This window comes from Heliomicrobium sulfidophilum (genome assembly GCF_057715735.1).
Genome location: NZ_JBVTZZ010000005.1, coordinates 2,192,871 through 2,217,835, shown reverse-complemented (window position 1 = coordinate 2,217,835; position 24,965 = coordinate 2,192,871). Strand labels below are relative to the sequence as shown.

20 protein-coding genes and 8 tRNA genes are annotated in these 24,965 nt (G+C 55.9%); 3 read left to right on the top strand and 25 right to left on the bottom strand.

The features are described from left to right. Nucleotides 1–525 precede the first annotated feature (525 nt). Nucleotides 526–2,451 (top strand): aconitate hydratase, encoded by a 1,926-nt coding sequence (locus AC0CW1_RS16200; RefSeq protein ID WP_488184025.1) that lies wholly within the window; start codon nucleotides 526–528, stop codon nucleotides 2,449–2,451. Between the two features lie 251 nt (nucleotides 2,452–2,702). Here the strand turns inward: AC0CW1_RS16200 and AC0CW1_RS16195 are convergent, their stop codons facing one another. The 11 genes from AC0CW1_RS16195 to AC0CW1_RS16145 form a co-directional block, all read right to left on the bottom strand. Next, entirely contained in the window at nucleotides 2,703–3,164 is a 462-nt protein-coding gene (locus AC0CW1_RS16195; RefSeq protein WP_488184024.1) for a C-GCAxxG-C-C family protein, read from the bottom strand. A 163-nt stretch (nucleotides 3,165–3,327) separates the two neighbouring features. Further along, nucleotides 3,328–3,609, bottom strand: coding sequence for a DUF503 domain-containing protein (locus tag AC0CW1_RS16190; RefSeq protein ID WP_488184023.1), 282 nt, complete (start codon nucleotides 3,607–3,609; stop codon nucleotides 3,328–3,330). Between the two features lie 295 nt (nucleotides 3,610–3,904). Continuing rightward, on the bottom strand, nucleotides 3,905–4,996 hold the full coding sequence (locus AC0CW1_RS16185) for a PRC-barrel domain-containing protein (protein WP_488184022.1): 1,092 nt from the start codon (nucleotides 4,994–4,996) through the stop codon (nucleotides 3,905–3,907). Further along, nucleotides 4,993–6,105 carry a hypothetical protein gene (locus AC0CW1_RS16180; RefSeq protein WP_488184021.1) on the bottom strand — a complete coding sequence of 371 codons (1,113 nt, stop codon included), beginning with the start codon at nucleotides 6,103–6,105 and terminating at the stop codon, nucleotides 4,993–4,995. Before AC0CW1_RS16180 ends, AC0CW1_RS16185 begins: the two co-directional genes overlap by 4 nt. Nucleotides 6,106–6,209: 104 nt before the next feature. Next, nucleotides 6,210–6,932, bottom strand: a complete 723-nt coding sequence (locus AC0CW1_RS16175) for a TIGR00266 family protein (RefSeq protein WP_488184020.1) — start codon at nucleotides 6,930–6,932, stop codon at nucleotides 6,210–6,212. A gap of 135 nt (nucleotides 6,933–7,067) precedes the next feature. Further along, a complete protein-coding gene (locus AC0CW1_RS16170) occupies nucleotides 7,068–8,534 on the bottom strand; it encodes a glycogen synthase (protein ID WP_488184019.1) in 1,467 nt (488 codons plus the stop codon). A 115-nt stretch (nucleotides 8,535–8,649) separates the two neighbouring features. Then, nucleotides 8,650–9,105: an N-acetyltransferase gene (locus AC0CW1_RS16165; RefSeq protein ID WP_488184018.1), complete on the bottom strand. Its 456-nt coding sequence runs from the start codon at nucleotides 9,103–9,105 to the stop codon at nucleotides 8,650–8,652. Nucleotides 9,106–9,130: 25 nt separating this feature from the next. Continuing rightward, on the bottom strand, nucleotides 9,131–9,961 hold the full coding sequence (locus AC0CW1_RS16160) for a deoxyribonuclease IV (RefSeq protein WP_488184017.1): 831 nt from the start codon (nucleotides 9,959–9,961) through the stop codon (nucleotides 9,131–9,133). A 261-nt stretch (nucleotides 9,962–10,222) separates the two neighbouring features. Continuing rightward, the gene (gene thiE / locus AC0CW1_RS16155; RefSeq protein ID WP_488184016.1) at nucleotides 10,223–11,554 is read right to left on the bottom strand and encodes a thiamine phosphate synthase; all 1,332 of its coding nucleotides are present in this window, start codon (nucleotides 11,552–11,554) and stop codon (nucleotides 10,223–10,225) included. A 47-nt stretch (nucleotides 11,555–11,601) separates the two neighbouring features. Then, nucleotides 11,602–12,273 carry an endonuclease III domain-containing protein gene (locus AC0CW1_RS16150; protein ID WP_488184015.1) on the bottom strand — a complete coding sequence of 224 codons (672 nt, stop codon included), beginning with the start codon at nucleotides 12,271–12,273 and terminating at the stop codon, nucleotides 11,602–11,604. A gap of 189 nt (nucleotides 12,274–12,462) precedes the next feature. Next, entirely contained in the window at nucleotides 12,463–13,665 is a 1,203-nt protein-coding gene (locus AC0CW1_RS16145; RefSeq protein WP_488184014.1) for an ABC transporter substrate-binding protein, read from the bottom strand. A gap of 129 nt (nucleotides 13,666–13,794) precedes the next feature. Between AC0CW1_RS16145 and AC0CW1_RS16140 the strand changes: the two genes are divergently transcribed. Continuing rightward, entirely contained in the window at nucleotides 13,795–14,184 is a 390-nt protein-coding gene (locus tag AC0CW1_RS16140; RefSeq protein ID WP_488184013.1) for a DUF1540 domain-containing protein, read from the top strand. A 105-nt stretch (nucleotides 14,185–14,289) separates the two neighbouring features. Further along, a complete protein-coding gene (locus tag AC0CW1_RS16135; RefSeq protein WP_488184012.1) occupies nucleotides 14,290–14,481 on the top strand; it encodes a hypothetical protein in 192 nt (63 codons plus the stop codon). Between the two features lie 151 nt (nucleotides 14,482–14,632). On the opposite strand, the gene AC0CW1_RS16130 is transcribed toward AC0CW1_RS16135, so the two are convergent. The 14 genes from AC0CW1_RS16130 to pepF form a co-directional block, all read right to left on the bottom strand. After that, nucleotides 14,633–14,707 (bottom strand) — tRNA-Gly (locus AC0CW1_RS16130). Nucleotide 14,708: 1 nt separating this feature from the next. Further along, a tRNA-Leu gene (locus AC0CW1_RS16125) sits at nucleotides 14,709–14,795 on the bottom strand. 325 nt (nucleotides 14,796–15,120) lie between these two features. Then, on the bottom strand, nucleotides 15,121–16,509 hold the full coding sequence (locus AC0CW1_RS16120; protein ID WP_488184011.1) for a hypothetical protein: 1,389 nt from the start codon (nucleotides 16,507–16,509) through the stop codon (nucleotides 15,121–15,123). 135 nt (nucleotides 16,510–16,644) lie between these two features. Then, entirely contained in the window at nucleotides 16,645–17,208 is a 564-nt protein-coding gene (rbr, locus tag AC0CW1_RS16115; protein ID WP_488184010.1) for a rubrerythrin, read from the bottom strand. Nucleotides 17,209–17,460: 252 nt separating this feature from the next. Then, nucleotides 17,461–17,536: transfer RNA gene (locus tag AC0CW1_RS16110), tRNA-Thr, on the bottom strand. A gap of 8 nt (nucleotides 17,537–17,544) precedes the next feature. After that, a tRNA-Asp gene (locus AC0CW1_RS16105) sits at nucleotides 17,545–17,621 on the bottom strand. Nucleotides 17,622–17,625: 4 nt separating this feature from the next. Then, a tRNA-Val gene (locus AC0CW1_RS16100) sits at nucleotides 17,626–17,701 on the bottom strand. Between the two features lie 12 nt (nucleotides 17,702–17,713). Continuing rightward, a tRNA-Glu gene (locus AC0CW1_RS16095) sits at nucleotides 17,714–17,789 on the bottom strand. Nucleotides 17,790–17,793: 4 nt separating this feature from the next. Further along, nucleotides 17,794–17,869, bottom strand: a tRNA-Lys gene (locus tag AC0CW1_RS16090). 19 nt (nucleotides 17,870–17,888) lie between these two features. Beyond that, a tRNA-Gln gene (locus AC0CW1_RS16085) sits at nucleotides 17,889–17,963 on the bottom strand. Between the two features lie 658 nt (nucleotides 17,964–18,621). Beyond that, complete coding sequence (locus tag AC0CW1_RS16080) at nucleotides 18,622–19,578, bottom strand: diguanylate cyclase (protein WP_488184009.1); 957 nt, start codon at nucleotides 19,576–19,578, stop codon at nucleotides 18,622–18,624. Between the two features lie 32 nt (nucleotides 19,579–19,610). After that, on the bottom strand, nucleotides 19,611–22,403 hold the full coding sequence (locus AC0CW1_RS16075; RefSeq protein ID WP_488184008.1) for a response regulator: 2,793 nt from the start codon (nucleotides 22,401–22,403) through the stop codon (nucleotides 19,611–19,613). A 34-nt stretch (nucleotides 22,404–22,437) separates the two neighbouring features. After that, on the bottom strand, nucleotides 22,438–22,836 hold the full coding sequence (locus AC0CW1_RS16070; protein ID WP_488184007.1) for an Hpt domain-containing protein: 399 nt from the start codon (nucleotides 22,834–22,836) through the stop codon (nucleotides 22,438–22,440). Between the two features lie 208 nt (nucleotides 22,837–23,044). Then, on the bottom strand, nucleotides 23,045–24,859 hold the full coding sequence (gene pepF, locus AC0CW1_RS16065) for an oligoendopeptidase F (protein WP_488184006.1): 1,815 nt from the start codon (nucleotides 24,857–24,859) through the stop codon (nucleotides 23,045–23,047). Nucleotides 24,860–24,965 lie beyond the last annotated feature (106 nt).

The window sequence follows — 24,965 nt, the reverse complement described above, 5'->3', positions numbered from 1 at the left end:
ACTCCAGGCATCGATAGTATATCCATACTCAACTTATAGATAAAAGGGGTCTTTCCTTTTTCAGTCTCACTAGGAGATGGATTGTCAACCAGGTTTTCACCGCAAAAAGCGCATACCGCAATGCCTTCTTCATGCATATTTTTACATTTTGGACAATACATTTGCCTCCCTCCCTCTTATCCATCATAGGATAACTCAATAGGAAAATGAAAACTTATTGTTCGTCAAATTCCGACACGCGAATCCAGCAAAGGCTTGGCAGAACCGTTCGACCATTCTTACTCTTCCGATTTTCTTTCAGTATCATCTGCAAAGGAAAAGCCATCTCCAAGCCGTCTGACCAGTTAGCATTCCTCATGTATAGTGGATACACGCCCAAATCACCTTGTCCATCAAGCCTTTCCAATGATATACTTTCCTACTGTAACGGACACTGCGACAACCGCGTCGTCATTTATATTTTTTCTCCCGTCGTTCGCAAAACCCAGTGAAGCAGTGACTGAGCACTTTTGAGGAGGGAAATCCGTGGGCAAAAACCTTGTGCAAAAAATCCTCGCCGCCCATTTGATTGAAGGGGAACTGGTTCCCGGCAAAGAGATCGCCATCCGCATCGACCAGACCCTGACCCAGGACGCCACGGGCACCATGGCCTACCTGCAGTTTGAAGCCATGGGCGTTCCCCGCGTCAAGACTGAACTCTCCGTCTCGTACGTCGACCATAACACCTTGCAGAGCGGCTTTGAAAACGCCGACGACCACCGTTTCTTGCAGACAGTGGCGGCCAAGCACGGCATCCGCTTCTCCCGCCCCGGCAACGGCATCTGCCACCAGGTCCACCTGGAGCGCTTCGGCGTGCCCGGCAAGACCCTGCTCGGCTCCGATTCGCACACCCCCACCGGCGGCGGCATCGGCATGATCGCCATCGGCGCCGGCGGTCTCGACGTGGCTGTGGCCATGGGTGGCGGCCCCTTCTACCTGACCTGCCCGAAAGTGGTCGGCGTCAACCTGGTGGGTAAGCTCTCCCCCTGGGTATCGGCCAAGGATGTCATCCTGGAAGTCCTGCGCCTGCTCTCCGTCAAGGGCGGCGTCGGCCGGATCATCGAATACTGCGGCCCCGGCGTCGCCACCCTCTCCGTTCCCGAGCGGGCCACCATCACCAACATGGGCGCCGAACTGGGCGCCACCACCTCTGTCTTCCCCTCCGACGAAGTGACGAAAGCCTTCCTGAAAGCGCAAGGCCGCGAAGACGCCTGGGTCGAACTCGGCCCCGACGCAGACGCCGCCTATGAAGAGACGCTGACCATCGACCTGTCGGCCCTCGAGCCGGCTGTCGCCTGCCCCCACATGCCTGACCTCGTTAAGACGGTCCGCGAAGTGGGCCCCATCAAGGTCGACCAGGTCCTGATCGGCTCCTGCACCAACTCCTCCTACACGGACCTGATGCGCGTCGCCGGCATCTTAAAGGGCAAGACGGTCCACCCGACGGTCAGCCTCGGCATCGCCCCCGGTAGCCGCCAAGTCTTTGAGATGCTCGCCCGCAACGGCGCCCTGGGCGATTTGATCGCTGCCGGGGCCCGCATCCTCGAATCGGCCTGCGGCCCCTGCATCGGCATGGGCCAGTCGCCCAACTCGGGCGCCGTCTCCGTACGGACCTTCAACCGGAACTTTGAAGGCCGCAGCGGCACCAAGGACGCCTCCATCTACCTGGCCAGCCCTGAAGTGGCCGCCGCCGCCGCCTTGACAGGCCTCCTCACCGACCCCCGCGAACTGGGCGAAGCCATCGACGTGGTTATGCCGGAGCAATTCCTCATCGACGACCGCATGGTCCTCGAACCGGCCGCCGACCCCTCCACGGTGGAAGTCCTGCGCGGACCGAACATCAAGCCCCTGCCGATCAACCAGCCCCTGCCCGAGAGCCTCCAGGCCGGCGTCATCCTCAAGGTGGGCGACAACATCACCACCGACCACATCATGCCGGCCGGCGCCAAGATCCTGCCGCTGCGCTCCAACATCCCTGCCATCAGCCAGCACGTCTTTGCCGGCGTCGACGCCACCTTCGCTGAGCGGGCCAAAGCCGCCGGCCAGGGCTTCATCGTCGGCGGCCAGAACTACGGCCAAGGCTCTTCCCGCGAACACGCCGCCCTGGCGCCCATGTACCTGGGCATCAAAGCCGTCATCACCCAGTCCTTCGCCCGCATTCACCGGGCCAACCTGATCAACTTCGGCATCCTCCCCCTCACCTTTGCCAATGACGCCGACATCGCCAAAGTCAGCCAGGGCGACGTCCTGGCGATTGCCGACGTGGCCGCCAAACTGGGAGCCAGCGAAACGCTAGAGGTCCGCAATGTGACCACTGGCGAGACCTTCCTCGTCCGTCCCGACCTGACGCCGCGCCAGGTGGCGATCATCAAGGCGGGCGGGTTGTTGAACTATACGAGGGAGCAAGCGTAACCGAAGCAATGTATCCGATACAAAGGGCTGCTGATCGACATCGGCAGCCCTTTTGTTTTAATAAAAACGATATATTGCCCAGGTTTAGGCTTTTTCGAATCCGGGAAGCCCGATATCCCTTTTCTGTTCTCTTTTACCGGAGCGACTTCCCCTCTACCGCAAAGGGAAGCGCATGTTCTGCGTAAACGTCACTGAACAAACGGTTCATCAGTAAAAAAACGCCCCCGGAATACCAGAGGCGTTGAGATCAATCATTCGCGATCCCGCGACTCCCATTCCTGGAGCAACGATTCTAAGACCTCTGAAGCATCGCGCACGAACTTCGGGCAGCGCCTGTTGTGGTAATCGGCTTCCTTCGCCTCTTGTCGCCCTTCCGGCGTGCTCACATCACAGCCTAGCAGTTCCTTGCAACGGAGTAGGCCATTTCGTTCCTGAAATCGTTGCAAAAACTCATGAACCCGCTCATAGGTTTTTTCCTTGTCCTCACTGTCGCTGCCACTTTTTTGTCGGAAGCTGAGACCGATGGCCATCATCGCCCCGGTGACAGCACCGCAGGTTTCTCCCGTTCGGGCGATACCGCCGCCAAAAGCCGCCGCCATTCCTTTGGCCGTCGCCTCGTCGAGACCGCAGTCCTCGGCAAAGGCGGCAATGACGGCCTGGGCGCAGTTGTACCCATCGTGAAAAATCGCTGCTGCTTTTTCTGCTTTTTCCATTGTGATTCCCTTCCTCATTGTTCGCTATGATTGTTGTTGCATTAGAGCTATTCTGTATATCATTCATACCGATTTCCTTGTGGGTTCAGGTGCAAAACTCGATAGCAGAATCGTTGCGGCTCTTTGATTCGTTGTTCTCAACATGGCATTCGTCTGCACCTTGTTACAAAACCTCCGTATCGACAGCGACCACATCCACCTCGCCCGCTCCCTCGATCTGCCGCACCGCTGCGTCGAGAACCTGCCGGATATGGGTACGGTCATTGCTGACGACAGCCAGGCCGATGACTGACGCCTGCCAAAGGTCATGCTGGTCCACCTCGGCGACAGAGATGTTGAACTTGCCGCGCAACCGCTCAACGATGCTCTTGAGCACCCGCCGTTTCCCTTTCAACGAGTCGACGCCGTGGATATGTAGGCTCACTTCACTGTAGCCGACAGACATCTTTGCTTCACCTCAACCCTTCGCCATGAATGAGATGATTGGTTTACCATGCTAGGGCTATCCTGGTATTTCCATGCATGACTTATTGGGAAGACGTTTTCTATTATAATCGGTTTTTGTCAAGTCAAACATCCCCGCTTGCTCCGTCGCACCCCACTCTCCTTCATATTTCCAATGAACGCCAAAAAGCGGACGGACCGCTCTTTCTCGGAGCGATCGCCCGCTTTTATTCGCTCATATCTGCTTGTTACCTTGCGCCCTCGTTTCCTCTGAAGCTTCGAAGGCAAGGACGAACTTAATCTTTGACGTTCATGATCATTTCCAGGTATTTGCCGGACTGGCGGACCTTCTCGATCATCTCTTCGGTGATAGTGTCGCCTTCCTCTGCGATCACTTCACCAAGGTTGTTGGTGATCGTCTTGGTGAGCGCCCTGCCCACATAGTACTTGTGCTGCATTTGGCCGAACAGGGCGCCCCGATCCTGTCCATCGCCGCCTTCTGGCTTTGCTTCCGCAGCTTCTTTTTTCTCCAGGACAGGGAAAGTGAAGGTTGCCGCTTCCTGGGGCTTCTCCTCCCATTGCGAACGGAGACCTGTCGGGTCGACGTCAGCCTCGAAGGGTTGGGGGTTGACGGAAAGGTCTTCGATTAACGGCAGGGCGGGCGCCTTCTCGACGACAAGTTCCTGGACAGGGCGCTGCGCTTCGACCGCTTCCACCGGCGCGTAGGCGATGGAAGGTGTGTTTACCGTCGCCGGAGCGGCGGCAGCCGGGAGGGATGCGGCCGCAACAGACGCTGAGGAGACGGGAGAATCAGGAACTGCAGGAGTCGACGAAAGGGCCGCCGCAGGAACCGGGCGAACCACCGGAACAGCGTCGGCGATGTACTCCTCTTCATATTTTTCGAGGGCTACCTCGTCCAAGTCTTCTACGACGATCAAAACGTCGCGACCGTAGGTGACCACACTCTCCGAGGGAATGATGCGTGCCCCCAGTTGTCCCCGCGAGGGCATCAGCAGACAGCCGGTGATCTTGCCAGAAGCCACATCGACGAAATACTCGCTGACATAGCCGATGAGACGTCCCCGCTTGGTCAGCACCTTCGTCCCTTTGACCTTGACCTGGCGCTGAATCAGTCCCTGCACCTCGGGCAGATCCGTTAGGCGCTGCAGCGCCTCTTCGCTCTCAATGGTGACGGCATACTCGCCGACCCCCTGAAGCCGCTCAAAGGGAATCACCTGCGCCCCGAGGTACCAAGACTCGTTTTCCACCATCAAGTATTCAACGGCGCCTTGGTCAGGATTGATGATCAGGTCACGGACCAGGCCGAGTTCACGGCCATCATTGATGCTGATAATGGCCAACCCGACAATGTTCTGGCTCTTGGTCACACAGCCGTCCTCCTTGTCATATTTCTTTCAGCGGCCGTTCGCGGCGCGCGATAGGTTTTCAGGTAGGTTTCAATCTCCGCCAGTATGGGTGCGGGCAGATTTCCCTTGTATTTTCCCCAGTATCGGGTGATCTGATGGTAGGCATCGTCATGTCTTTCCATCAGTTCGTAGATGGCGCACATTTCAAGGACGATGAACAACTCGTCCTCCATGCTGATCCCCGTTTGCGTGGCCTGGTGGAAAATCTCCAGGGCGCTTCGATAATCGCCGCGCGCCTTGTGCCGAAAGGCGTCATCCATCAGACTTCCGATGTTAGGAGTCGGCTGATCTATCGGTATTGGTGCCAGGGGAGCAGGTTGATCGACCCGTGTGAGCAACTCCTCCGGTGTATCGACAACCGCTTCTTCCATCATGGTCGCAAAGGTTTCTTCGCTAACAGCGATAGCCGTCTCTTCCGGCTCAGTCCCAAACACTGCTTCTGGCACAGCTTGTGTGGAGATGGCGGGATCTGTGGACAGCGTGTCCTCTCGCCCTTCCGTAGACAGGACGGTCGTTTCGGTCTCCGGTTCGACAGAAGACAGCAAGGTCTCATCTTCGCCATCTTGTTCTCCAGGAGACGTCAAAACAGATTCTTCCGCCTCCTCTTCTATGATTGAAGATGGCTCAATTTCTTCAGCCTCTTCTTCTAGTTCAGCAGGGGCATTCTCCAGGCTGACTTCTATCTCCTGTTCGACAGGAGCAGGCAACGAAAGGGGCAAAGAACCGAACGCTTCTGCCTTTCCCAGCGCAGGTAAAGCCAAAGCGAGAGCTTCCATCGCTTGGTCTGCTGGAGGGTTCGATTGTTCCTCGGTCTGCTCAAGCATGTAGGTGCGCGCCAGGCCGGCAGAGGCGATCAATAACCCGCCGCCCACCAGTAACAGGTAGGGGCTGGGCAACAGGGTGATCTGGGGAAAGCTGAAGGCGATTACCCACATCAAGGCGCATCCAACAACCATCAGAGGCAGCTGGCCAAAAGGCGTCCCTTGCAGGAAGACCCACCATAAACCCAGCAATAATGCGCTTACGATTAAGATAAAACCGATTAACGCCAGCATCGTCAGGTTCTTCACCTCATGGCCTTCAAAATGGCGTACACGATGCTTAATTTCGACACGCTTCGGTTTTATCCTTCACTAATAGGCGATTCTTGTAATTCTCTTTATAAACCATTCAATCAATCATCAAAAAAGTCTCTCAAACCACCGATGCCGCCGGAGGATTCGCGCGTTCCGGCGTGGGCCAGAATCCGGCCGGCCAGGTTGGCGAGGGTGAGTGTCTGCAGCCAGACACGACCGGGGCCGGTCAGGCTGGTCAGAAAGAGCCCTTCTCCGCCAAAAATGACGTTCTTGAAACCTTTGACGACTTGAATGTCCATGGAAACAGTCGATTCGATCATGGCCACATGGCCCGTATCGACCATCAGCCGCTCGCCGGGGGCTAATGTCTTTTCTACGACTTCGCCGTCAATCTCGACGAAAGCCATGCCCTGTCCGGAGAGCTTTTGCATGATGAAGCCTTCCCCGCCGAAGAAGCCTGCACCCAGTTTGCGCTGGAAAAAGATGCTCATCTCCACCGACTCCTGAGCGCACAGGAAGGAATCGCGCTGGCAGATCAGTTCATAGCCCCGCTTCAATTCAATGGGCAACACTTTCCCCGGCGCCGTCGGCGTAAACCCGATGTTGGCCGGTCCGCCCATAGCCTCAAAGAAGGTGTAAGTGAGCGATTCGCCGGACAGCGCCCGTCCCAGCGATTTCAAAAAGCCGCCTTTGAAGTTCGTGTCCATGCGGACGTTGGCCGACATCCAGGTCATGGCCCCTGATTCTGTGTAAATGCGTTCTCCCGGCTCCAAATCGATGTTCAGTGCCTGCATGGTCGTTCCCAAAACCTGATAACGCATGTCCGCCCTCCTCCTGGAAATCACTTTCAGCCCCAGTATACCTTTGATCCAGTAAGTGGACAAGATTGCATCCCCGGGATTCCATCTTAGGGATGTCTACCCTCTTCGGGCTATCGACTCGCCTTCCAAATATGTCTATAGGTCTGGATTGACCTTCCGCCGGGCCCGCGCATAAAGCGCCACATATTCGTCGGCCGATCTTCTCCAAGAGTGGTCAAGCCCCATCACCTTGGCAACAAGCGGGTTCCAGCGTTCCTTCTGCCGGTACAAGGCCAAACCCCTGCGGATGGCGTCGAGAAAGTGTTCCGGCGCATAGGACTCAAAGACAAAGCCGTTTCCATGGGGAAAGCGCGCATCCGTCACCGTATCGGCCAATCCTCCCGTCGACCGGACGATGGGGACCGAACCATAGCGGAAGGCGATCAGTTGGCCCAAACCGCAGGGTTCGAAACGCGACGGCATCAGGAAAAAGTCGCTGCCGGCATAGACCCGCTGCGCCAGCGGCGAATGGAAGCCGATATAGAGGCCCACCTTCTCCGGAAAATGCTGTTGCAAGCGCCGGAAAAGCCCTTCATAGCGGGGATCGCCCTGCCCAACGACGGCCAGTTGGAGATCCTCCTGAAAGAGCGCTTCCTCAATTCCCTCGAAAAGGTTGATGCCTTTTTGGTCCACCAGGCGGTGAACGAGGCCGAGCAGCGGCGCATCCGATTCGGGCAAGCCCAGTTCACGCTGCAACGCCGCCTTGCTCTTCCTTTTCCCCTCCAGATCGTCCAACGAATAGGGATGAGGGAGATGGGGATCGGTGGCCGGATTATAGACCTCCACATCGATGCCGTTGACGATCCCGAAGAGATCCATGTGGCGGAGCCGCAAGAGCCCCTCCAGGCCCCAACCGTATTCCGGCGTTTGGATCTCCTCAGCATAGGTCCGGCTCACCGTGTTGATCACATCGGCGAAGACGAGACCGGCCTTCATATAATTCACTTGTCCGAAAAACTCCAAGGCGTCCGGACGAAAGAGATCGTCGCGCAAACCGATGAACCGAAGGATGTCGCGCCCGAAATGGCCCTGGTATTCCAGGTTGTGCACGGTCAGCACGCTAGCGATCCGGCGATAGGCCGGGTGATGGCGGTATTCCTCTTTCAGCAGAGTGATGGCAGGGCCGCACTGCCAGTCATTAAAATGCAGGATATCCGGAATAAAATCGACCGGTTCGAGCATCTCGAGAACGGCGCGCGAATAAAAGCCCCACCGCTCGCCGTCATCGCCATAACCGTAAATGTTCTCACGGCTAAAATACTGGTAGTTGTCGATAAAGTAGACGGGAACGGCCTTTCCCCCGGGAAGGGCTTCGATCTGCCCTTTGCGGATCACCGCCGTTTCCTTGCGTCCGTCAACCTCCACCATGTAATCGGTTACATAGGCGCCTTTGGGGATTTGCCCATGGCGGGGCATGACAACACGGGCATCGACACCCATCGTGGCCAGCGCCCGCGGCAATGAACCGGCTACATCAGCCAAACCACCCGCCTTGGCAAAGGGGACAACCTCTGCCGATACGAAGAGAACCTTCAAGGGTTGTTGCGTCACGACCGCTCCCATCCTTCCTGTTCCCCCTGCGCCGCTTCACCCTTTTCCCGCTATCACCGCAAAGCTGTTAATAGGGGAAAACAGCGGGTTCGGCGAACCCGTGGTATGTACAAGGGAATCAGGGGAGTTACTTCACCAGGAGCAACATGGCCACTTCGTCACAGTTGGGAAATTTGGGGCAGTCGATGCATTCCTTCCAAACCTTATGGGGAAGTTGCTCCTTCTGCACAACCTCAAATCCGCACTTGCGAAAAAAGCCCTCCTGATAGGTCAAGGCAAATACGCGATCGATGCCGAGGCTTTTGGCCTCCTCAATCAGCATATCCACAATCGCCTTGCCGATTCCCTTTCCCCGGGCATCCTTGTCGATGGCCAGGGCACGGATCTCCACCAGATCCTCCCATAAGATGTGCAGCGATCCTGTTCCCACGATCTTGCCCGCTTCTTCGGCGACGGTGATGTCCCGCAGTCCCTCGTAGAGCAGGCTCCTCGACCGGGCCAACATCAGCCCTTCGGCGGCACTCTCGCTGATCAGGGCGTGGATGTCCTCCACATCGCTCATCTTGGCTTTGCGCAAGTTCATTGCTCTTCCATCCTCACATCATAGTCTATTGTTTTCGAACAGAACGCATCCAGGCAATTTCCCGGCGGTAGTCATCGATCTCTCCGGGCGTCTCCAGGTTCACCGGCAATTCGGCCAAGGCGGGGTGATTCAACAGAGCCGCCAGGGCGTCGCTGCCGATCAAGCCCTGCCCCAACAGCGCATGGCGGTCCTTATGGGAACCGATCGGCTGCTGGCTGTCGTTGATGTGCATCGCCTTCAGCCGATCGATGCCAACGATCCGGTCAAACTCGTCGAGAACGGCGGCGAAATCGCTTTTCACATCATAACCGGCGCCGAAGAGGTGGCAGGAGTCCAGGTTCACGCCGACGACCTCGGGCGCTTTCAGGCCGTCGATGATGGCTCGCAGTTCCTCGAAACGCCCGCCTACCTCTGTGCCAGCGCCGGCCATGCCTTCCAGCAGCACCGTAACGCCCTGGTCGGGACGGAGGATTTCATTCAAGGCCTGGGTGATCCGTTCGATCCCGGCCTCGATCCCCTGACCCACATGGCTGCCGGGATGGACAACGATGTACGGGATTTGGGCGATGGCCATCCGTTCGATGTCGGCGGCCAGTGTCGTCTTGGCAAAGCCCCATGTCTCCTCTTTCGGGGCCGCCAGGTTGATCGTATAGGGCGCGTGGGCCACAAGGGGTCCAAATCCGTGTTCTTCGCGCAGCAATAAGGAACGGGCGATGTCATCGGGATCCAACGCTTTGGCCGCCCCGCCACGGGGATTGCGAGTAAAAAACTGGAACGTCGTCGCCCCGATGGAAAGGGCCTCCCGCACAACCGCCTCGAACCCTTTGGAGATGGATAGGTGCGCTCCGAAATACAAGGGGACATCCCTCTTTCTTTCGACGTATTTCAAGGGCCATCTCGCTTTACAAGCCCTCTCTTACTGAGATTCCGCTTGCTATGCTCTTTGCTGAGGCTCTCTTGCTTGATCTCTCTTACTGAAACTCTTTGGACATGGCGGCCCTTCGTTCCTGCCCACAGTCGCCCTTTTTCTCCAAGGCCGCTAGCCGTTTTCAGAGCAACGCCTTCAGCGCCAGACGCCAGTATCCACAACAGCGCCTTCAGTCGCTAGAAACCTCTGTCACAGCAGCGCCTTCAGTCGCTGGGCCGCCTCCGTCACAGCAGCGGCTCCGTCGACCGTATCAAACAGAGCCGAAATCATGGCCACTCCTCTGCAGCCGGTCTTTCTGATCCCGGTTATCCTGTCGGCAGTAAGTCCGCCGATGGCCAGCACCGGAATGCGGACAGCCTCACAGATCCCTTGTAAACCAGCAAAACCTAGCGGTTCGGCATCCAGTGTTTTTGAGGTTGTCGGAAAGACAGGGCCGGCGCCAACATAATCGGCGCCTGCGGCGGCAGCAGCCTGCGCCTGGGCCAGATTGCGAATAGTGACGCCGATGATCCCCTTCGGCCAGATCCGGCGAGCCGCCTCAGGCGGGAGATCCTCGGCGCCCAGGTGGACGCCGTCGGCATTTACAGCCTGGGCGATGTCGATGCGATCATTGACAATAAACAGTTTCCCCCGTCGTGACGCGATTTCCCGCAGGATTTGGGCGCGGCGCAAGAATTCGCCGGTAGGCATATTCTTCTCCCGCAGTTGGATGATGTCACAGCCGCCCGCATAAGCCGCATCCACTTTCGCGGCCAGCGCGGCGTCGTCAGCCGCCTGTGCCCGTCCAATGATGCCATAGAGGATGCCGCCATAACCATCTTTGCCACTGGCGCCATGAGTGACATGGGCATCGGCATGGTTCACGATACCCCTCGTGACGGCAGCAGGATCAGCAGCCGTCATGATCGCCGACATGATGGCCGCACCTACAGCGCCGCACTGACGGACTAAGAGCGCGTTATTTGCCGTTATCCCGCCAATCGCGATAACCGGTAGGGGAGAGCGGCGGACAACCTCCGTCAACGCTGGCAAACCGGCGCCTTGCTTGCCCGGCTTGCAATCCGTTTCGAAGACGTTGCCAAAGAGAAAGTAGTCGAGCGCCCGCGCTTCTCCTGATTCCACAAGGGCAAGCGCTTCCTCGACAGAGTGGATGGAACGGCCCAACAGCATCTCCGGGCCGAGAATAACACGCGCTTTTGATGGCGGCAGATCGTCAGCGCCGAGGTGAACGCCATCGGCGCCGGCAGCCAGCGCCACGGCCGGGTTCCCGTTGATGATCAACGGCGCGAGCGCGGGGCGGGTCAACACTAACGCCTGCTGTGCCAGCTCCAGCAGTTGCCGCCCAGTCAGATCTTTTTCCCGCAGGATGACAGCCGCGATTCCGCCCTTTATAGCTCCAGCGACGACTCCCATCAGGTCTTGACCGTTGGGGCAAAGGTTGCGGTTAGTTACGAGAACGAATTCGCCCCTTGGAAATCGGCTTTTGAGTAATCCCTCTCTACCGAATCCAGCAAAGCCCATCGATGCATTCCCCCTTCACGCTCCTTGATCGTTGGAACTGCGCGCCCCTACGCATCTTGACTTGCATAAGCGCAGAGCTCGTTGAGCGGGCATACCAGGCAAGCGGGACTCCTGACCTGGCAAAGGCGGTTGCCAAGGCCGTCGATCTGGGCGTGAAACTCCTGAAAGAGATACAAATCCGGTTCCAGCCGCTCGGCAAAAAAAGCCTGCATCTCGTCATAGCCGGCTTGTTCCGAGAAGAAGCCCAGGCGGGAAAAGATGCGCCGTGTATAAGCGTCGACGACGAAAATGGGCTGCTGGGCGCCGTAGAGGATGATACTGTCGGCCGTCTCCTTGCCGATCCCTTTGATGGCGAGCAAGCGTTTGCGCAGTTCTCCCGCTTCGAGGGACAGCAAGTTTTCCAATTTTCCTTCGTATTCATCAACGATCAGCCGGGCAAAGGCTTGCAACCGCTCCGCTTTTTGATTGTAATAACGGGTCGAGCGGACGAGAAGGGCCAGTTGCTCCCTCGGCGCTGACGCCAGGGATTGGATGTCGAGCAAACCAGATTGTTTCAGTTGATCGATGGCCGTCACGACATTTTTCCAGGCCACGTTTTGGGTCAAAATGGCGCCGATGACCATCTCTACCGTCGAATCGGCAGGCCACCAGTGCCGGGGACCGAAATGGTCGAGCAGGCGGCAATAGATGCGAAGCAGTTGGGCCCGTTGTTCTCCCATTGACCGACACCTCCCCCAAACATGTCAAAAAGCGGGGCAACCCGCCTGGGTCGGCCCCGCCCCGGATTTATCCGTTGAACGAGTGGCTTCGCCGAGGCAATCACCTTCGGCGTCGCTTTCACTTTTGGATAACTTTTTTATCAACACCGGTTCCGTGTCTGTCGGCGCTTACCTTGGGTGTTTCCCAGATTAGCTCTTCGGCGTGATTTTTTCCTTGAAGGTGAACTTGCCGTTTTTCACTTCCACGACGACGGCCGATTTGACCGGGTTGTGCTGAGCGTCAAAGCTGATCGTGCCGGTGACCGCTTGCAGGTCCTTCGTGGCGATCAGCGCTTCGCGCACTTTCTCCGGATCGGTCGAGTTGGCGCGTTTGATGGCGTCGACGATGATCGCGGCAGCGTCATAACCTAATGCGCCAAGAGCTTCCGGGTTTTCGCCGTATTTGGCCTTGTAGGCGGCAATAAAGTCCTGCACTCGGGAGGATTTTTCCTCTTCCGAGTAGTGGGTGCTGAAGAAGGTGTTGTTCAGGTTCTCCGCACCGGCGATCTTGGCGAGGGTCGGCGAATCCCAGCCGTCGCCGCCTAGGATCGGCAGGGGCATGCCCAGTTCCCTCGCTTGTTTGACGATAAAGCCGGCTTCTTCATAGTAGCCGGGGACATAGATCAACTCGGCGTCAACACCTTTCATCCGGGTGAGGACGGAACGGAAATCTTTGTCGCCTGTCACATAGCCTTCCTCAGCGACAATCTGACCGCCGTGTTTAATGAAGAAATCCTTGAAGGCCTTGCCGGATCCCTTGCTGTAGGGGGACTGGTTGTCTACCAGGATGGCGGCTTTTTTCAGCTTCAGCGAGTCGAGAGCGTACTGGGCCATTACTTCGCCCTGGAAGGGAGCGGTGAAGCAGGCGCGGAAGACGTAGTCGCGGGTTTTGCCCGTTTCATCGACCGTTACCTCGGCGGCGACGGCAGAGGAGGAAATGACGGGCGTCTTCTTGTCATTGGCAAGCTTGACAAAACCGACGGTAGAACTGGAGGCAGCGCCGCCCAGAATGGCGACGGCTTTTTCCTGATTGATCAGGCGGGCAGCAACGTTGCTCGCTTCGCCGGCTTCCGACTTGTTGTCCAAAGAGACGAACTTGACCTTCTTGCCGAGCAGTCCGCCCTTTTCGTTCAAGTCGTCGATGTAGAGCTTGATACCGTTGACGGCTGCCGCGCCATAGGTGGCGTTGCCGCCGGAAAGCTCATAGTTGCCGCCAATGATGATCTCGCTGGCTTCAGGCGTATTTTGAGGCCCTTTTCCGGACGTGCAGCCCGTCAGCACGGTCGATGCCATCAGGCCGACGCTTACGAGCAGGGCCAAGGGGAGCGCCCATCTTTTGTGTTGGGAACTCATGTGTATTTCCTCCTCTTTAAGATATCATGCACTATGTTAGCAGATTCTGACTCGCAATGCTACGAGAATCTTAGTGTATACATAGAATGCGCGCTTTCCGCCCATATTACCGCTAGGAGGTGGTTCCCATTGGGTAGACCAGATGTGGTCTGTGAGGTGTCAACCTGCAACCATTGGTTGCCGGGAAAGATTTGTGGCGCCGCCAACATCGATATTTTGAACGAACAGGGCGATATGCCCAAAGCCTCGGAAGGCACAAAATGCAAGACCTTCAGCAAGCGTGGTTTGGGAACGATGGTCGCCTCTCTGGACAATACGAACTGGGGCGGCGTGCTTTCAGAAGCCTTTAAGCCCGGCAAGCAAGCCGTGCCAACGATCACCTGCACTGTGCAGAACTGCAACTTCTGGGACGCCGAGAACCGTTGCAACGCCACCGGGATTTATGTGACCGGCGGGGGCGCCAACACCGACGCCGAGACAGACTGTCATACCTTCATTCAACGAGGGGCAGACCGGTAAAATACCGGGTATGCTTCGAGCCGCCGTGTCAACCGGCGGCTCTACATATTTTCGCGGCGCCCGTAATAAGTTTTTATGACCCTGACCGTTTTTGGGAGGTGTGCGATGGCCATCATCATCCCTTTTCCGCGCCCCCACCCCGAAGGCCGGTGTGAAGATTGTGCCATGGCGTCTTGGTGTTACACGGACCCGTCAGAGCGGGTCGTCGTGAGCCGGGTGCATACGGAGGAGATGACCCGCGCATTGGAGGAATGCCTGGAACGGGTGTGGGTACGAGAAAACCCCATCCTCGAGTAGAGGCGGGTAGAAAACAAAAAAATAACCACCTTGCGGTGGTTGAGCCAGTGGACGGAATCGAACCGATCGGAAAGGATGCCACTGTCCTTTCCAGCACCTGCTCACTGGATGGTCCTTCTCTATCTAATACTTGAACGCAAATGAAAACAAATGGAGCGGAAGACGAGATTCGAACTCGCGACCCTCGCCTTGGCAAGGCGATGCTCTACCGCTGAGCTACTTCCGCATGGTGCGGTCGAGAGGACTTGAACCTCCACAGCCTTGCGACCACTAGAACCTGAATCTAGCGCGTCTGCCAATTCCGCCACGACCGCGATTTATCAACATTATAATAGAAGATAGCGTAGAAATCTAGACTGAATTGTTTACCAACCTAAGTTTTTTCGGTTTCTGTAAAAGCAATTCGGTCCCTCAAAATCAAACAGTTGCGATGAAACATCGCCTGTCCGACGACGGAACTTTATAATATCACGTTCTAGCCTACTCGTCAACCGGGATATTTTGGTTCCCTTTAAGCTATTGAGTTCATCCCTTTTATGGCGACCTCAACAAAACCGTGACAAAAATAATTTATACCACTAACGACCTAAAAAGTCAACGGTAATAAACCCCAACTCCTTCCCTCACACATCAGTCAGCTTATAACTGAACCTCCTGTTTTTCTTCCACGTCATTCATCAGGGCAGAAAAGAGGCTGTTCACTCCGATATACCAGCGATCATCTTCCGAATACCGCGTATTGATCCAGGCGATGGGATCGACGCCTTCAGGGCAGTTTTTGCTTAAAGCGACGATGGTCATAGCGGCAATCTCGCTGGAGTCGCGAATATGGGTATTGTATTTTTGCCAACTTTTATACACATTAAAAGGATTATTTGCGATTCTGCGGGCTTCTTTATGCGTCCGGGGGACAAACCCTTGCTCCTGTCCCGTAATGGCAAACATGAACAAGGGATGAATGTTGTACTCTTTGGCTGTTTGCAAAATGGTCGAGAAATAGGGCTCCTCCGCCAACAGTGAATTGCGCTGATTGAGCCACTGCCGCAATGCTTCCTCACGTACAGGGCGGTAGCGCAGCGACGGCGGCAATAGGTTATCAGCGCGTTCTTTTTCTTCCGTGGGATCGAGGGTTGGATGGATACCCTTCATCGACATTTCAGAATTCTTTGCTGAATTGCCTGGATGGATCTCAACGTCAAAGGGGATCGGTCGATAGAAGGCGGAAAGAGACAACACAAGCACGACCAGACAGGCGATCACAAGCGGTTTCCATCCCCGCCTTTCCTTAGCCAGTTCATTCAACCGGCGTGCCTTCTGGAGTTGCTTTCTGGAACTGGGCAACACAGTCCCACCGACAGTCATAGCGCCGGAAGAGTCGCCTACCGAGAGTGTAGTAGTTATAGGGACAACGGATGCAGGCGAAATGGCTGCAGGCTCAACAGCCACAATGGCAGCGGCCGCAGGCGAAAGGATCGCAGGCGCAGCCGTTAGGGGCACGGTAGCCAAAGGCTTCAAAACTTCACTTGCGCCGCCACTGGAAAACGCTTCCGAAGAGCCATCTTGGTTCGCTGTGTCCTCGTTCAAACTGTAACTTCGCAACAGCTCTTCAAAATCGGAAATGCTTTCCGTCGAAATCTTCTTACGTAGCTTATCTGCTACGGCCCGTAGTTCTCCTCGGGGTAAATCAATCCCTTGTTCACGGGTAAGCCACAACCAAAGGGCGTCAACGGTCTGGTCAGGGGGGACATCCTCATGCAAAGAGACCCAGAAGACCTGCCCTGCTTCGATGACGAAGCGCTTCTTCACCACCGCTTCCTCGACGAGTCTACGCCGAATTCGCACCCGGGAGGCTTGTGGAAAAATCGGGATTTTCCCATCAAGGACGCGGTGAACGGCATTGGCCAAGACAGCAGCCCGTTCTCGATGAGATGCTTCCGGGAACTTCTCCTTGATATGCTTTTTAAGGGCTTGTACATCTGCCTCATCGAAGAGGATCTTCCCCTGCAGGGAGGCCAGGATTCGCATCATCAACTTTTCCCCCCCCGTCGAAAACGGCCTTCGCCAATGTTACCTCAATATTATCAAAGATTCCCTCGGATATGGAATACTGTTCCAAAAAAAAGCTGATGCATCCTTTGAGTGGAGTGCATCAGCTTGACGTTATCAGTAATTCGAAATATGAATTTCGTAAAAAGCCTGTGGATGCTGACAAGCCGGGCAAACTTCCGGCGCTTCCGTTCCTTTGTGTATGTACCCGCAATTTCGGCACTTCCACTCGACTAGGGTATCCCGCTTAAACACCCGTCCGTTCTTGATGTTATCCAGCAAAGCGAGGAATCGCTTCTCGTGACGCTCCTCCACCTCAGCGATCTCCTCGAAGAGGTCCGCAATGTCGTTGAAGCCTTCCTGGCGGGCCGTCTCGGCAAAGTTCTTGTACAAATCGGTCCACTCATGATTTTCACCAGCGGCGGACTGCTCCAGGTGATCCGTCGTCGCTCCGAGGGCGCTTAAGGCCATATAGAATCGTTTCGCATGCTGTTTCTCGTTTTCGGCAGTTTCAGAGAAGAAGCCGGAGATCTGTTGATAGCCTTCTTTCGCGGCGATCGAAGCAAAGAAATCATACTTCGTTCGGGCTTGGCATTCTCCGGCAAAAGCGGCCAACAGGTTCTTTTCCGTCTCTGTCCCTTTTAATCCGGACACGTTGGTAACGGTTTTTGTGGGAGACATCGTTCAACCTCCTTGTTTATTGATATTTTTGGTACAAGTATATTGTAAGCAAGTCCAAGGGGCTTGTCAAAAGACTACCTGAATGCTATTTCTTGAAAGTCGCTTTCCACAATCCGTGAAGGTTACAGTACAGTACCCATAAAGCTCGTCTTAAGTAAGGAGCAGATCACCGTAGATAAAAAATTGGGCACAGTTGTTGAGAAAGTAGCAAAAACAAAAAACTCCCCGACAAGGGAGTTTTAAGTATGTTTATGGAGCCGGCGACAGGACTTGAACCCGCAACCTACTGATTACAAGTCAGTTGCTCTACCAGTTGAGCTACGCCGGCAAATAATATGGCGGAGCAGACGGGATTCGAACCCGCGATCTCCAGCGTGACAGGCTGGCATGTTAGGCCTCTACACCACTGCTCCGTTTTGGTGGGCGATGACAGGATCGAACTGCCGACATCCTGCTTGTAAGGCAGGCGCTCTCCCAGCTGAGCTAATCGCCCAGAGAAGGAAAATGGTGACCCGTAGGGGATTCGAACCCCTGTAACCGCCGTGAAAGGGCGGTGTCTTAGACCGCTTGACCAACGGGCCACGATGGTGATCCATGCTGGACTCGAACCAGCGACACCCTGATTAAAAGTCAGGTGCTCTACCAACTGAGCTAATGGATCATGGATAGTGATGGGAAAATGGCTGGGGTGGCTGGATTCGAACCAACGAATGGCGGAGTCAAAGTCCGCTGCCTTACCGCTTGGCTACACCCCAACAAAACTCACCAAGGGTGATAAAGGAACATCATATGCCCCTTGAAAACCACACAGAGACCGATTTGTCTGTCTCCGCTGCGGATTGGTCCCAGGTTGTTAGCGGCGGTAGAGCCGCCGATGCCTGAGGTCGTAAATCCTCGCTGCGCCAGACAAATCGTCTTTGGACAAAGTATTAGTTTTTCGCCTTCACCGCTGACTCGCTGCCGATTCATCGGTTTATCGCGAACGTTTGATATCGTATCACATCGCCACCAAATCGTCAACAAGAATTTTTTTCGTTTCTTGCCGTTTTGTTCTCATCGGCGGCACTTGAGGATAGTACCACATTCAAGAGAAACGATCAAGGACTAAATTTATCCAATCAGATGTCTTTTGAGCGCGCTCCACTCCCCTTTTATCCATTATCCTTTTGCTTGCTCTTGTTTTCGTCCTTATCGCGAACTGCCTCGTGCTGATTATTCCCAATCTGTGCGCGATTTTCATCACCCCTACAAGAGCCGAGCCGTCCTTGCCACAGAGTGAATCAAAGCAAGCGAACAAAGCAAGCGAAAGCCCTCCGACGAATAATGGCGAAGGGCCTTCGCTTTGCCGACCCTATGACAAAAAGTTCAAAAGCAAAGATTGGACGGGAATGGATATCAGCGCAACACCCCGGGTTAAGGGGCCTCAACAGTCCGGTTGCGTCCCAGTCCTTTGGCCTGGTACAGAGCTTCATCGGCAGTACTGATCATTGATTTCGCCTCGCTGCCCGGGACGGGGCAGGCGGTGGCGACACCTACACTGACGGTCACTCGGCCGATGGAGGACTGGCGATGTTCGATCCCTGCTTCCGCCACAGCTTTGCGGATCGATTCTGCGACGATCAGGGCGCCTTCCCGGTCGGTGTCTGGCAGGATGACGGCAAACTCCTCGCCGCCATAGCGGCAGACGAGGTCGCTAGACCGGCGAACCACCTCCGGCATCAGCCTGGCAATGCTTTTGAGGCAATCATCGCCCTGGATGTGTCCGTACGTATCGTTATAGGCCTTGAACCAGTCGATATCAAAGAGAATGAGCGATATGGGCGTATCGTTGCGGAGCGCCCGATTCCACTCGATCGCCAGGTATTCGTCAAAACGGCGCCGGTTGGCCAAGCCGGTCAGCCCATCAAGGGAAGATAGGTTTTGCAGCTTGCGCACGGCTTCTTCCAGTTCCGCCGTTACTTGAAGCAGTTCCTCTTCCCGCGCCTTTCGCCGATCCATCTCCGTTTTTAAGGCGAGGGCCGAACGGATACGGGCGAGCAGTTCCCGCTTTTTAACGGGCTTTGTGATATAATCTATGGCGCCGGCGGCGAAGGCCCGATCCAAATCCTCCATGTTTGTCAACGCCGTCACCATGATGACGGGAACATCCCGCCAGGCCGAATTCGTTTTTATCTGCTGGCACAGTTCGATGCCGTCTGTCTCCGGCATGACCACATCCATCAGGATAAGAGCAACCTGTGGCAGACGTTCTAACAGGCTGAGGGCCTCGTCAGCCGATGCGGTCGAAAAGACTTCGTAGCCGGCAGAAGCCAACACCGTCTCCAGGTACAGCCGGATTTCTTCCGCGTCATCAATGAGCAGAATCCCCATGGCGCCTTCCTCCCCATCGCATCGAGCAGATATCACTGAAGCAATATCCCATCACTTTCGTTCTTGCTCTCCTGAGACCCTCCTTCCGCATCACCTATGTCTGGAACGCCGCAAAAACGGTGCAATGCATCCAGGAGGATCTTCTTTTTAATCGGCTTGGTCAGATGGTCGTTGCAGCCGGCCTCCAGGCTGCGTTCCATGTCTGCCTTCATGGCGTTAGCCGTCAGGGCGATCACCGGTGTGGGCGGGCGCCCTTGCTCTTTCTCCCATTTCCTGATCTCCCGCGTAGCTGTGATCCCATCCATCACCGGCATCTGAATATCCATCAACACCATATCATACCAACCCTTTTTGTACTTATCGACAGCCACTTGTCCGTTTTTGGCGACGTCGATCTCCATTGGCTCCTTTTTGAGATAGGTGCGAATCAACAGGCTGTTGTCCTCGGCGTCTTCCACAAGCAGAATACGCAAGATGCCTGCCGAAGTCCGCTTTGCGTCGCCTTTTTGCTGCTCTTCCCCTCTTTCCGGGCTTGCTTTGAGAACGGACAATACCGTTTTGAGCAGGTCGTTCCGTTTCACCGGCTTGACGAGATAAGCGGCCAACCCCAACGCTTTGACCCGCTGGGCATCGTCTAACCGATTATCGGAGGTGACCATCAACACCGTCGCCCCGCGCAGTTCGGCATCGGCTTGAATCCTTTCGGCAACCTGAAAACCATCCATCTCCGGCATCCGGCAGTCGAGCAAGACAAGCTGGTAGGGCTCCCCTTGGGCCTTTGCCCGTTTCATCTCAGCGATCCCCTCGGCGCCTCCCGGCGTCTCGACGGGAACACACCCCCAGGCCTTTACCGTTTCTCGCAGGATGATCCGGTTTGTCTCGTTGTCGTCGATGATCAACGCTTTGATGCCGCGTAAAGCCTCTATGGGCGGCAAACTTGCTTCCGTTGAGGTTGTGAAGGCCCCCTGTCCAAAAGAGGCCGTGAAGGAAAAAGTGCTGCCTTTGCCAAGTTCGCTCTCGACCCAGATCCGGCCGTTCATCATTTCCACGAGGTAACGGGAGATAGTCAAACCGAGTCCAGTACCGCCGTAACGGCGCGTTGTCGATGAATCGGCCTGGCTGAAGCGCTCAAAAATCACCTCGAGCTTGTCAGGCGCGATGCCGATGCCCGTGTCAGATACGGAAAAACGAATCGTCCCTGTCTGCTCCGGCCGTTCGGGATCACGTTCCACCCGAAGCACGATTTCGCCCTGCTCCGTAAACTTGACGGCATTGCCGAGCAGGTTGATCAGGATCTGCTGCAACCGTTCGGGATCGCCCGCCACCTGGGACGGCACATCCGAGGAGATGTGGCAGACCAGTTCGAGTCCCTTTTTGTGGGCTCGAACGGCCATCATCTCAGCTGTCTTTTCCGCCAAGTCACCTACGCTGAACACGGTCGATTCCAGTTCCAGACGGCCGCTTTCCACCTTCGACAGATCGAGGATATCGTTGATCAGATAGAGCAACGTGTCGCCAGCGCCGCGGCAGATGCGCACATACTCCTCCTGTTCAGGCGTCAACTGTGTCTCAGTGAGCAACTCTGTCATGCCAAGGATGGCGTTCATGGGGGTGCGGATCTCGTGGCTCATGTTGGCCAAAAAGTCGGATTTGGCCTCATTGGCGCGTCGCAGTTCCCTTACATGGTCATCGATCGTCTCCGCCATCTGGTTGAAGGTTTGGCTCAGTTCCTTGAGTTCGATGGGCACATTGGGGCTGTCCGGCAACTTGATGCGGTAGCTGTAGTTCTTCTGCTGCATATGCCCCGAGCCTTCGATCAGGTTGTCGATGGGTTTGCGGATCCGGTTGGAAACAGCGATGGTAAGAGGCACCGTGAGGATGAGCAGGATCGCCGATACGGCAATCATTGTCGCCATTTGCCGGTAATAGGGGGTCAGTGCCTCCGTCTCCGACACCTCACCGATGATCACCCAATTCTGCTGCTGCAACCGCTGGTAAGCGCCGAAGACCTTTTTTCCCTGGTAGTTGGGGTAGATGGCCGTCCCCGGTTTTCCCTTGAGCGCCCGTTGAAAGGCCTGACTGTCCACCTTGACCTGCAACGGAGATGTTCCATCAATGATTCCCCGCTTGACCAGTTCCGGGGCGAAGCGGGACTGGGTGATCATGAGCCCGTTGGCGTTGACCAGGTATGTCTCCCCTGTTTCCCCTGGCCGGTAGCGGCTCATGACCGCCTCGATGGTGGCCAGGTTGACCGATGTGAAGACGACGCCGCGGAATTGGCCATCTAACCCATAGACAGGTGACGAGATGACCACCAAGGGTCGGCCCGTGTTGCGGCCAATGATGACGTCGCTGATAACATCTCTGCCTTTTTGTCCCTCTTGGAAGTAGCTCCGGTCCGACAGATCGATCTGCCCGGCCCGGCCTGCCGTATCCACCTCATTGATTCCGTCGCGATTGACAAAGGTCAAGTTATTGAAGTGCTTGTGCTCGTCAAGAAACATCCGGAAGATGGCTTCCATCTCCTGGTTGTCGCCGGTTTGAAAGGCCTTCAGTTTCGCCAACGCTCGCACATCGTCACGGCAGTTTGCAAACCATTCATCAATGGCGTTGCGCTGGATCTCGATGGCCTGTTCCAACTGTTCGAATTTTTCCTTCTGAATATGCTGGATCTCGGAGAGGAGAAAGTTCACCGTCAGCACAATGGTCGGGACCATGACAAGCAGGATCCCCCACCAGTTCAACTGCGCTTTCAGCGTCCGCAGGCGGAAAGTAAAGCCGCTCTGCTCGTCAACCTCGCTCCGATTGATTTGCTTCGTCGCCACTTACTTCTCCTCTTCCAACCCTGATTCGGCGCTGCTACCTTTGACCGCTGGGATAACCGCTCTCTCGAATCCGTTCAAGGCAGGCGTACACCTGTATACATTCCTGTTCCAAGGCCGCCTGGAGGGCCAGCACATCAGCCAATTCGCCAGCCCCGGACGTCTGTTCCAGTTGAAAGCTAAATTCGGCGGCCTTGCGAGCGCCTAGCATGGCGCTGCTCGACTTCAGGCTGTGAGCGATTTGACGGACTTCTCCACTGGAACCGTTCGCGATCGCATCGGTCAGGGCTTTTATTTTTTTCGGCGTCTCCCTGAGATAAATCTCGACAAGGCGAGAAAATAGCGCTCTGCTTTCCAAGGGATCAAGATCCTCTAGCAAGGACGCCAATGCCTGCTTATCGATGACCTCTCCACTACAAGGTTTCTCTATCGCCACGTGCACTCCCTCCTAAACCACGTTTGACTGACATACTTATAAAAAATGAGACACAGAGGTCCTCAATTCCCTCTCTTCTTAACGAAATAAAATTCTTTCCAACCATACAGAATCCTGCCACTTCCCTGCTTTTCCATCGACAAAAATGTATCAAAAAAGCGATCAGAGACACATTTTGCCTCTGATCGCTTTTTTTATGGAGCGCCGTTCAGGCAGTCCCGATGGCCAGTTTCTCCATCTCGTCGAGGAGTTCCCGGAAAACGGCCAAGGCCTTTTCGATGGGCTGGGCCGTCGTCATGTCCACGCCGGCCCGCTTGAGCAGTTCCAAGGGATAGTCGGAACCGCCGCTCTTGAGGAAGGCCAAGTAGCGGTCGACGGCCGGCTGCCCCTCATCGAGGATCTGCGTCGTGAGGGCCGTGGCGGCCGAAAAGCCGGTGGCGTACTTGTAGACGTAGAAGTTGTTGTAAAAGTGGGGGATGCGCGCCCACTCCATATCGATGTCATCGTCGACGATGATGTCGGGCCCATAGTAATCGACGTTGAGGCGGTGGTAGATCTGCTTCAGTTCTTGCAAGGTGAGGGCTTCCGCCGCCTCGATCTTGCCGTGGACGATCTTTTCAAACTCGGCGAACATGGTCTGCCGGAAGACGGTGCCCCGGAACTGCTCCAGGTAGTGGTTGAGCAGGAAGAGGCGGCGGCTCTTGTCCTGCTCTTTTTTCAGCAGGTGGCGGATCAAGAGCGTCTCGTTGACGGTGGAAGCCACCTCGGCGACGAAGATGGTGTAAGCCGAATAGACGTAAGGCTGTTCCTTGTGGGAGTAATAGGAATGCAACGCATGGCCCATCTCATGGGCCAAGGTGAAGACATCATCCAGCCGATCCTGGTAGTTGAGCAGCACATAGGGGTGGGTGCCGTAAGGCCCCCAGGAGTAGGCGCCGCTTGTCTTCCCCTTGCTCTCGTAGACATCGATCCAGCCGGTCTTGAAGGACTCGTCCAGGACGCGGCGATAGTCAGCGCCGAGCGGTTCCAGCCCTTGTTTGACCATCTCCAATGCCTCGTTGTAGGCGACTTTCCAGTCCACATCGGCGACCATGGGCACATAGAGGTCATACATGTGCAATTGGTCGACGCCAAGGAGCTTCTTGCGAAGGCGCACATAGCGGTGCATGGCGTCGTTGTGGGCGCGGACCGTGCTGATCAGGTTGTCGTAGACATCCTTCGGCACGTTGTCGCCGAAGAGAGCCGCCTCTAAGGCCGAGGGGTAGTGGCGGACGCGGGAGAAGAAGACATCGCGCTTGATGGCGGAACTGAAAGTAGTCGCCAGGGTGTTCTCCAGCTTTTTATAGGTCCCGTAGAGGCCGTGGAAGGCCTCCTTGCGGACGCGCCGGTCTTTGCTTTCCATCAGTTGGCCGTAGCGGCCGTGGGTGATCTCGACCTCCTTGCCCTCTTCATCGCGGATGGTGGGAAAGGTCAGGTCGGCGTTGTTGAGCATAGTGAAGATCTGCCCCGGCGACTGGCCCAGTTCGCTGGCCTGGGCGAGGATGGCCTCCTCGTCGGCTGTCAGCACGTGGGGCTTTTGCCGCTTCAGGTCATCCAGGAGGAAGCGGTACAGGTCGAGACCCCGCTCCTCCTTCTGGAAACGTTGCAGCATGTCGTCGGGAATGGCGAGGATCTCCGGGGTGAGGAAAGAGGCGGCCCCGGCGACCCGGGCGTTGAGGGCGACGGCCCGGTCGGTCAAAGCCTGATAGGTGGGATTGGCGTTATCCTCGTCACGGCGCATGCGGGCGTAGGTAAAGATCTTTTCCAGCACTTTGCCGAGTTCGTCATTGAGTTGCAAAGCCGTCAGAAGGTTGGTGCTCTTCTCCTGAAGCTTTCCTTTCAGCGCGGTGAGCTTCTCCAACTGGGAAGGAACCGCTTGAAAATCCTTCTCCCAGGCGTCGTCGCCAGGGTAGATATCTTCCAACTTCCACTTATACTCAGGAGCGATGTCCTGACGCTTGGGCTGCGCTTTTTCTTTTTCCATGGATCGTCTCTCCTCTTTCTTGGAACGTCCAGTATATTATAGCGTATCCTTACCATCGCTATCCGCATTTATATCCGCTTTCTCATACACAAAGCTCCCCCTGGAT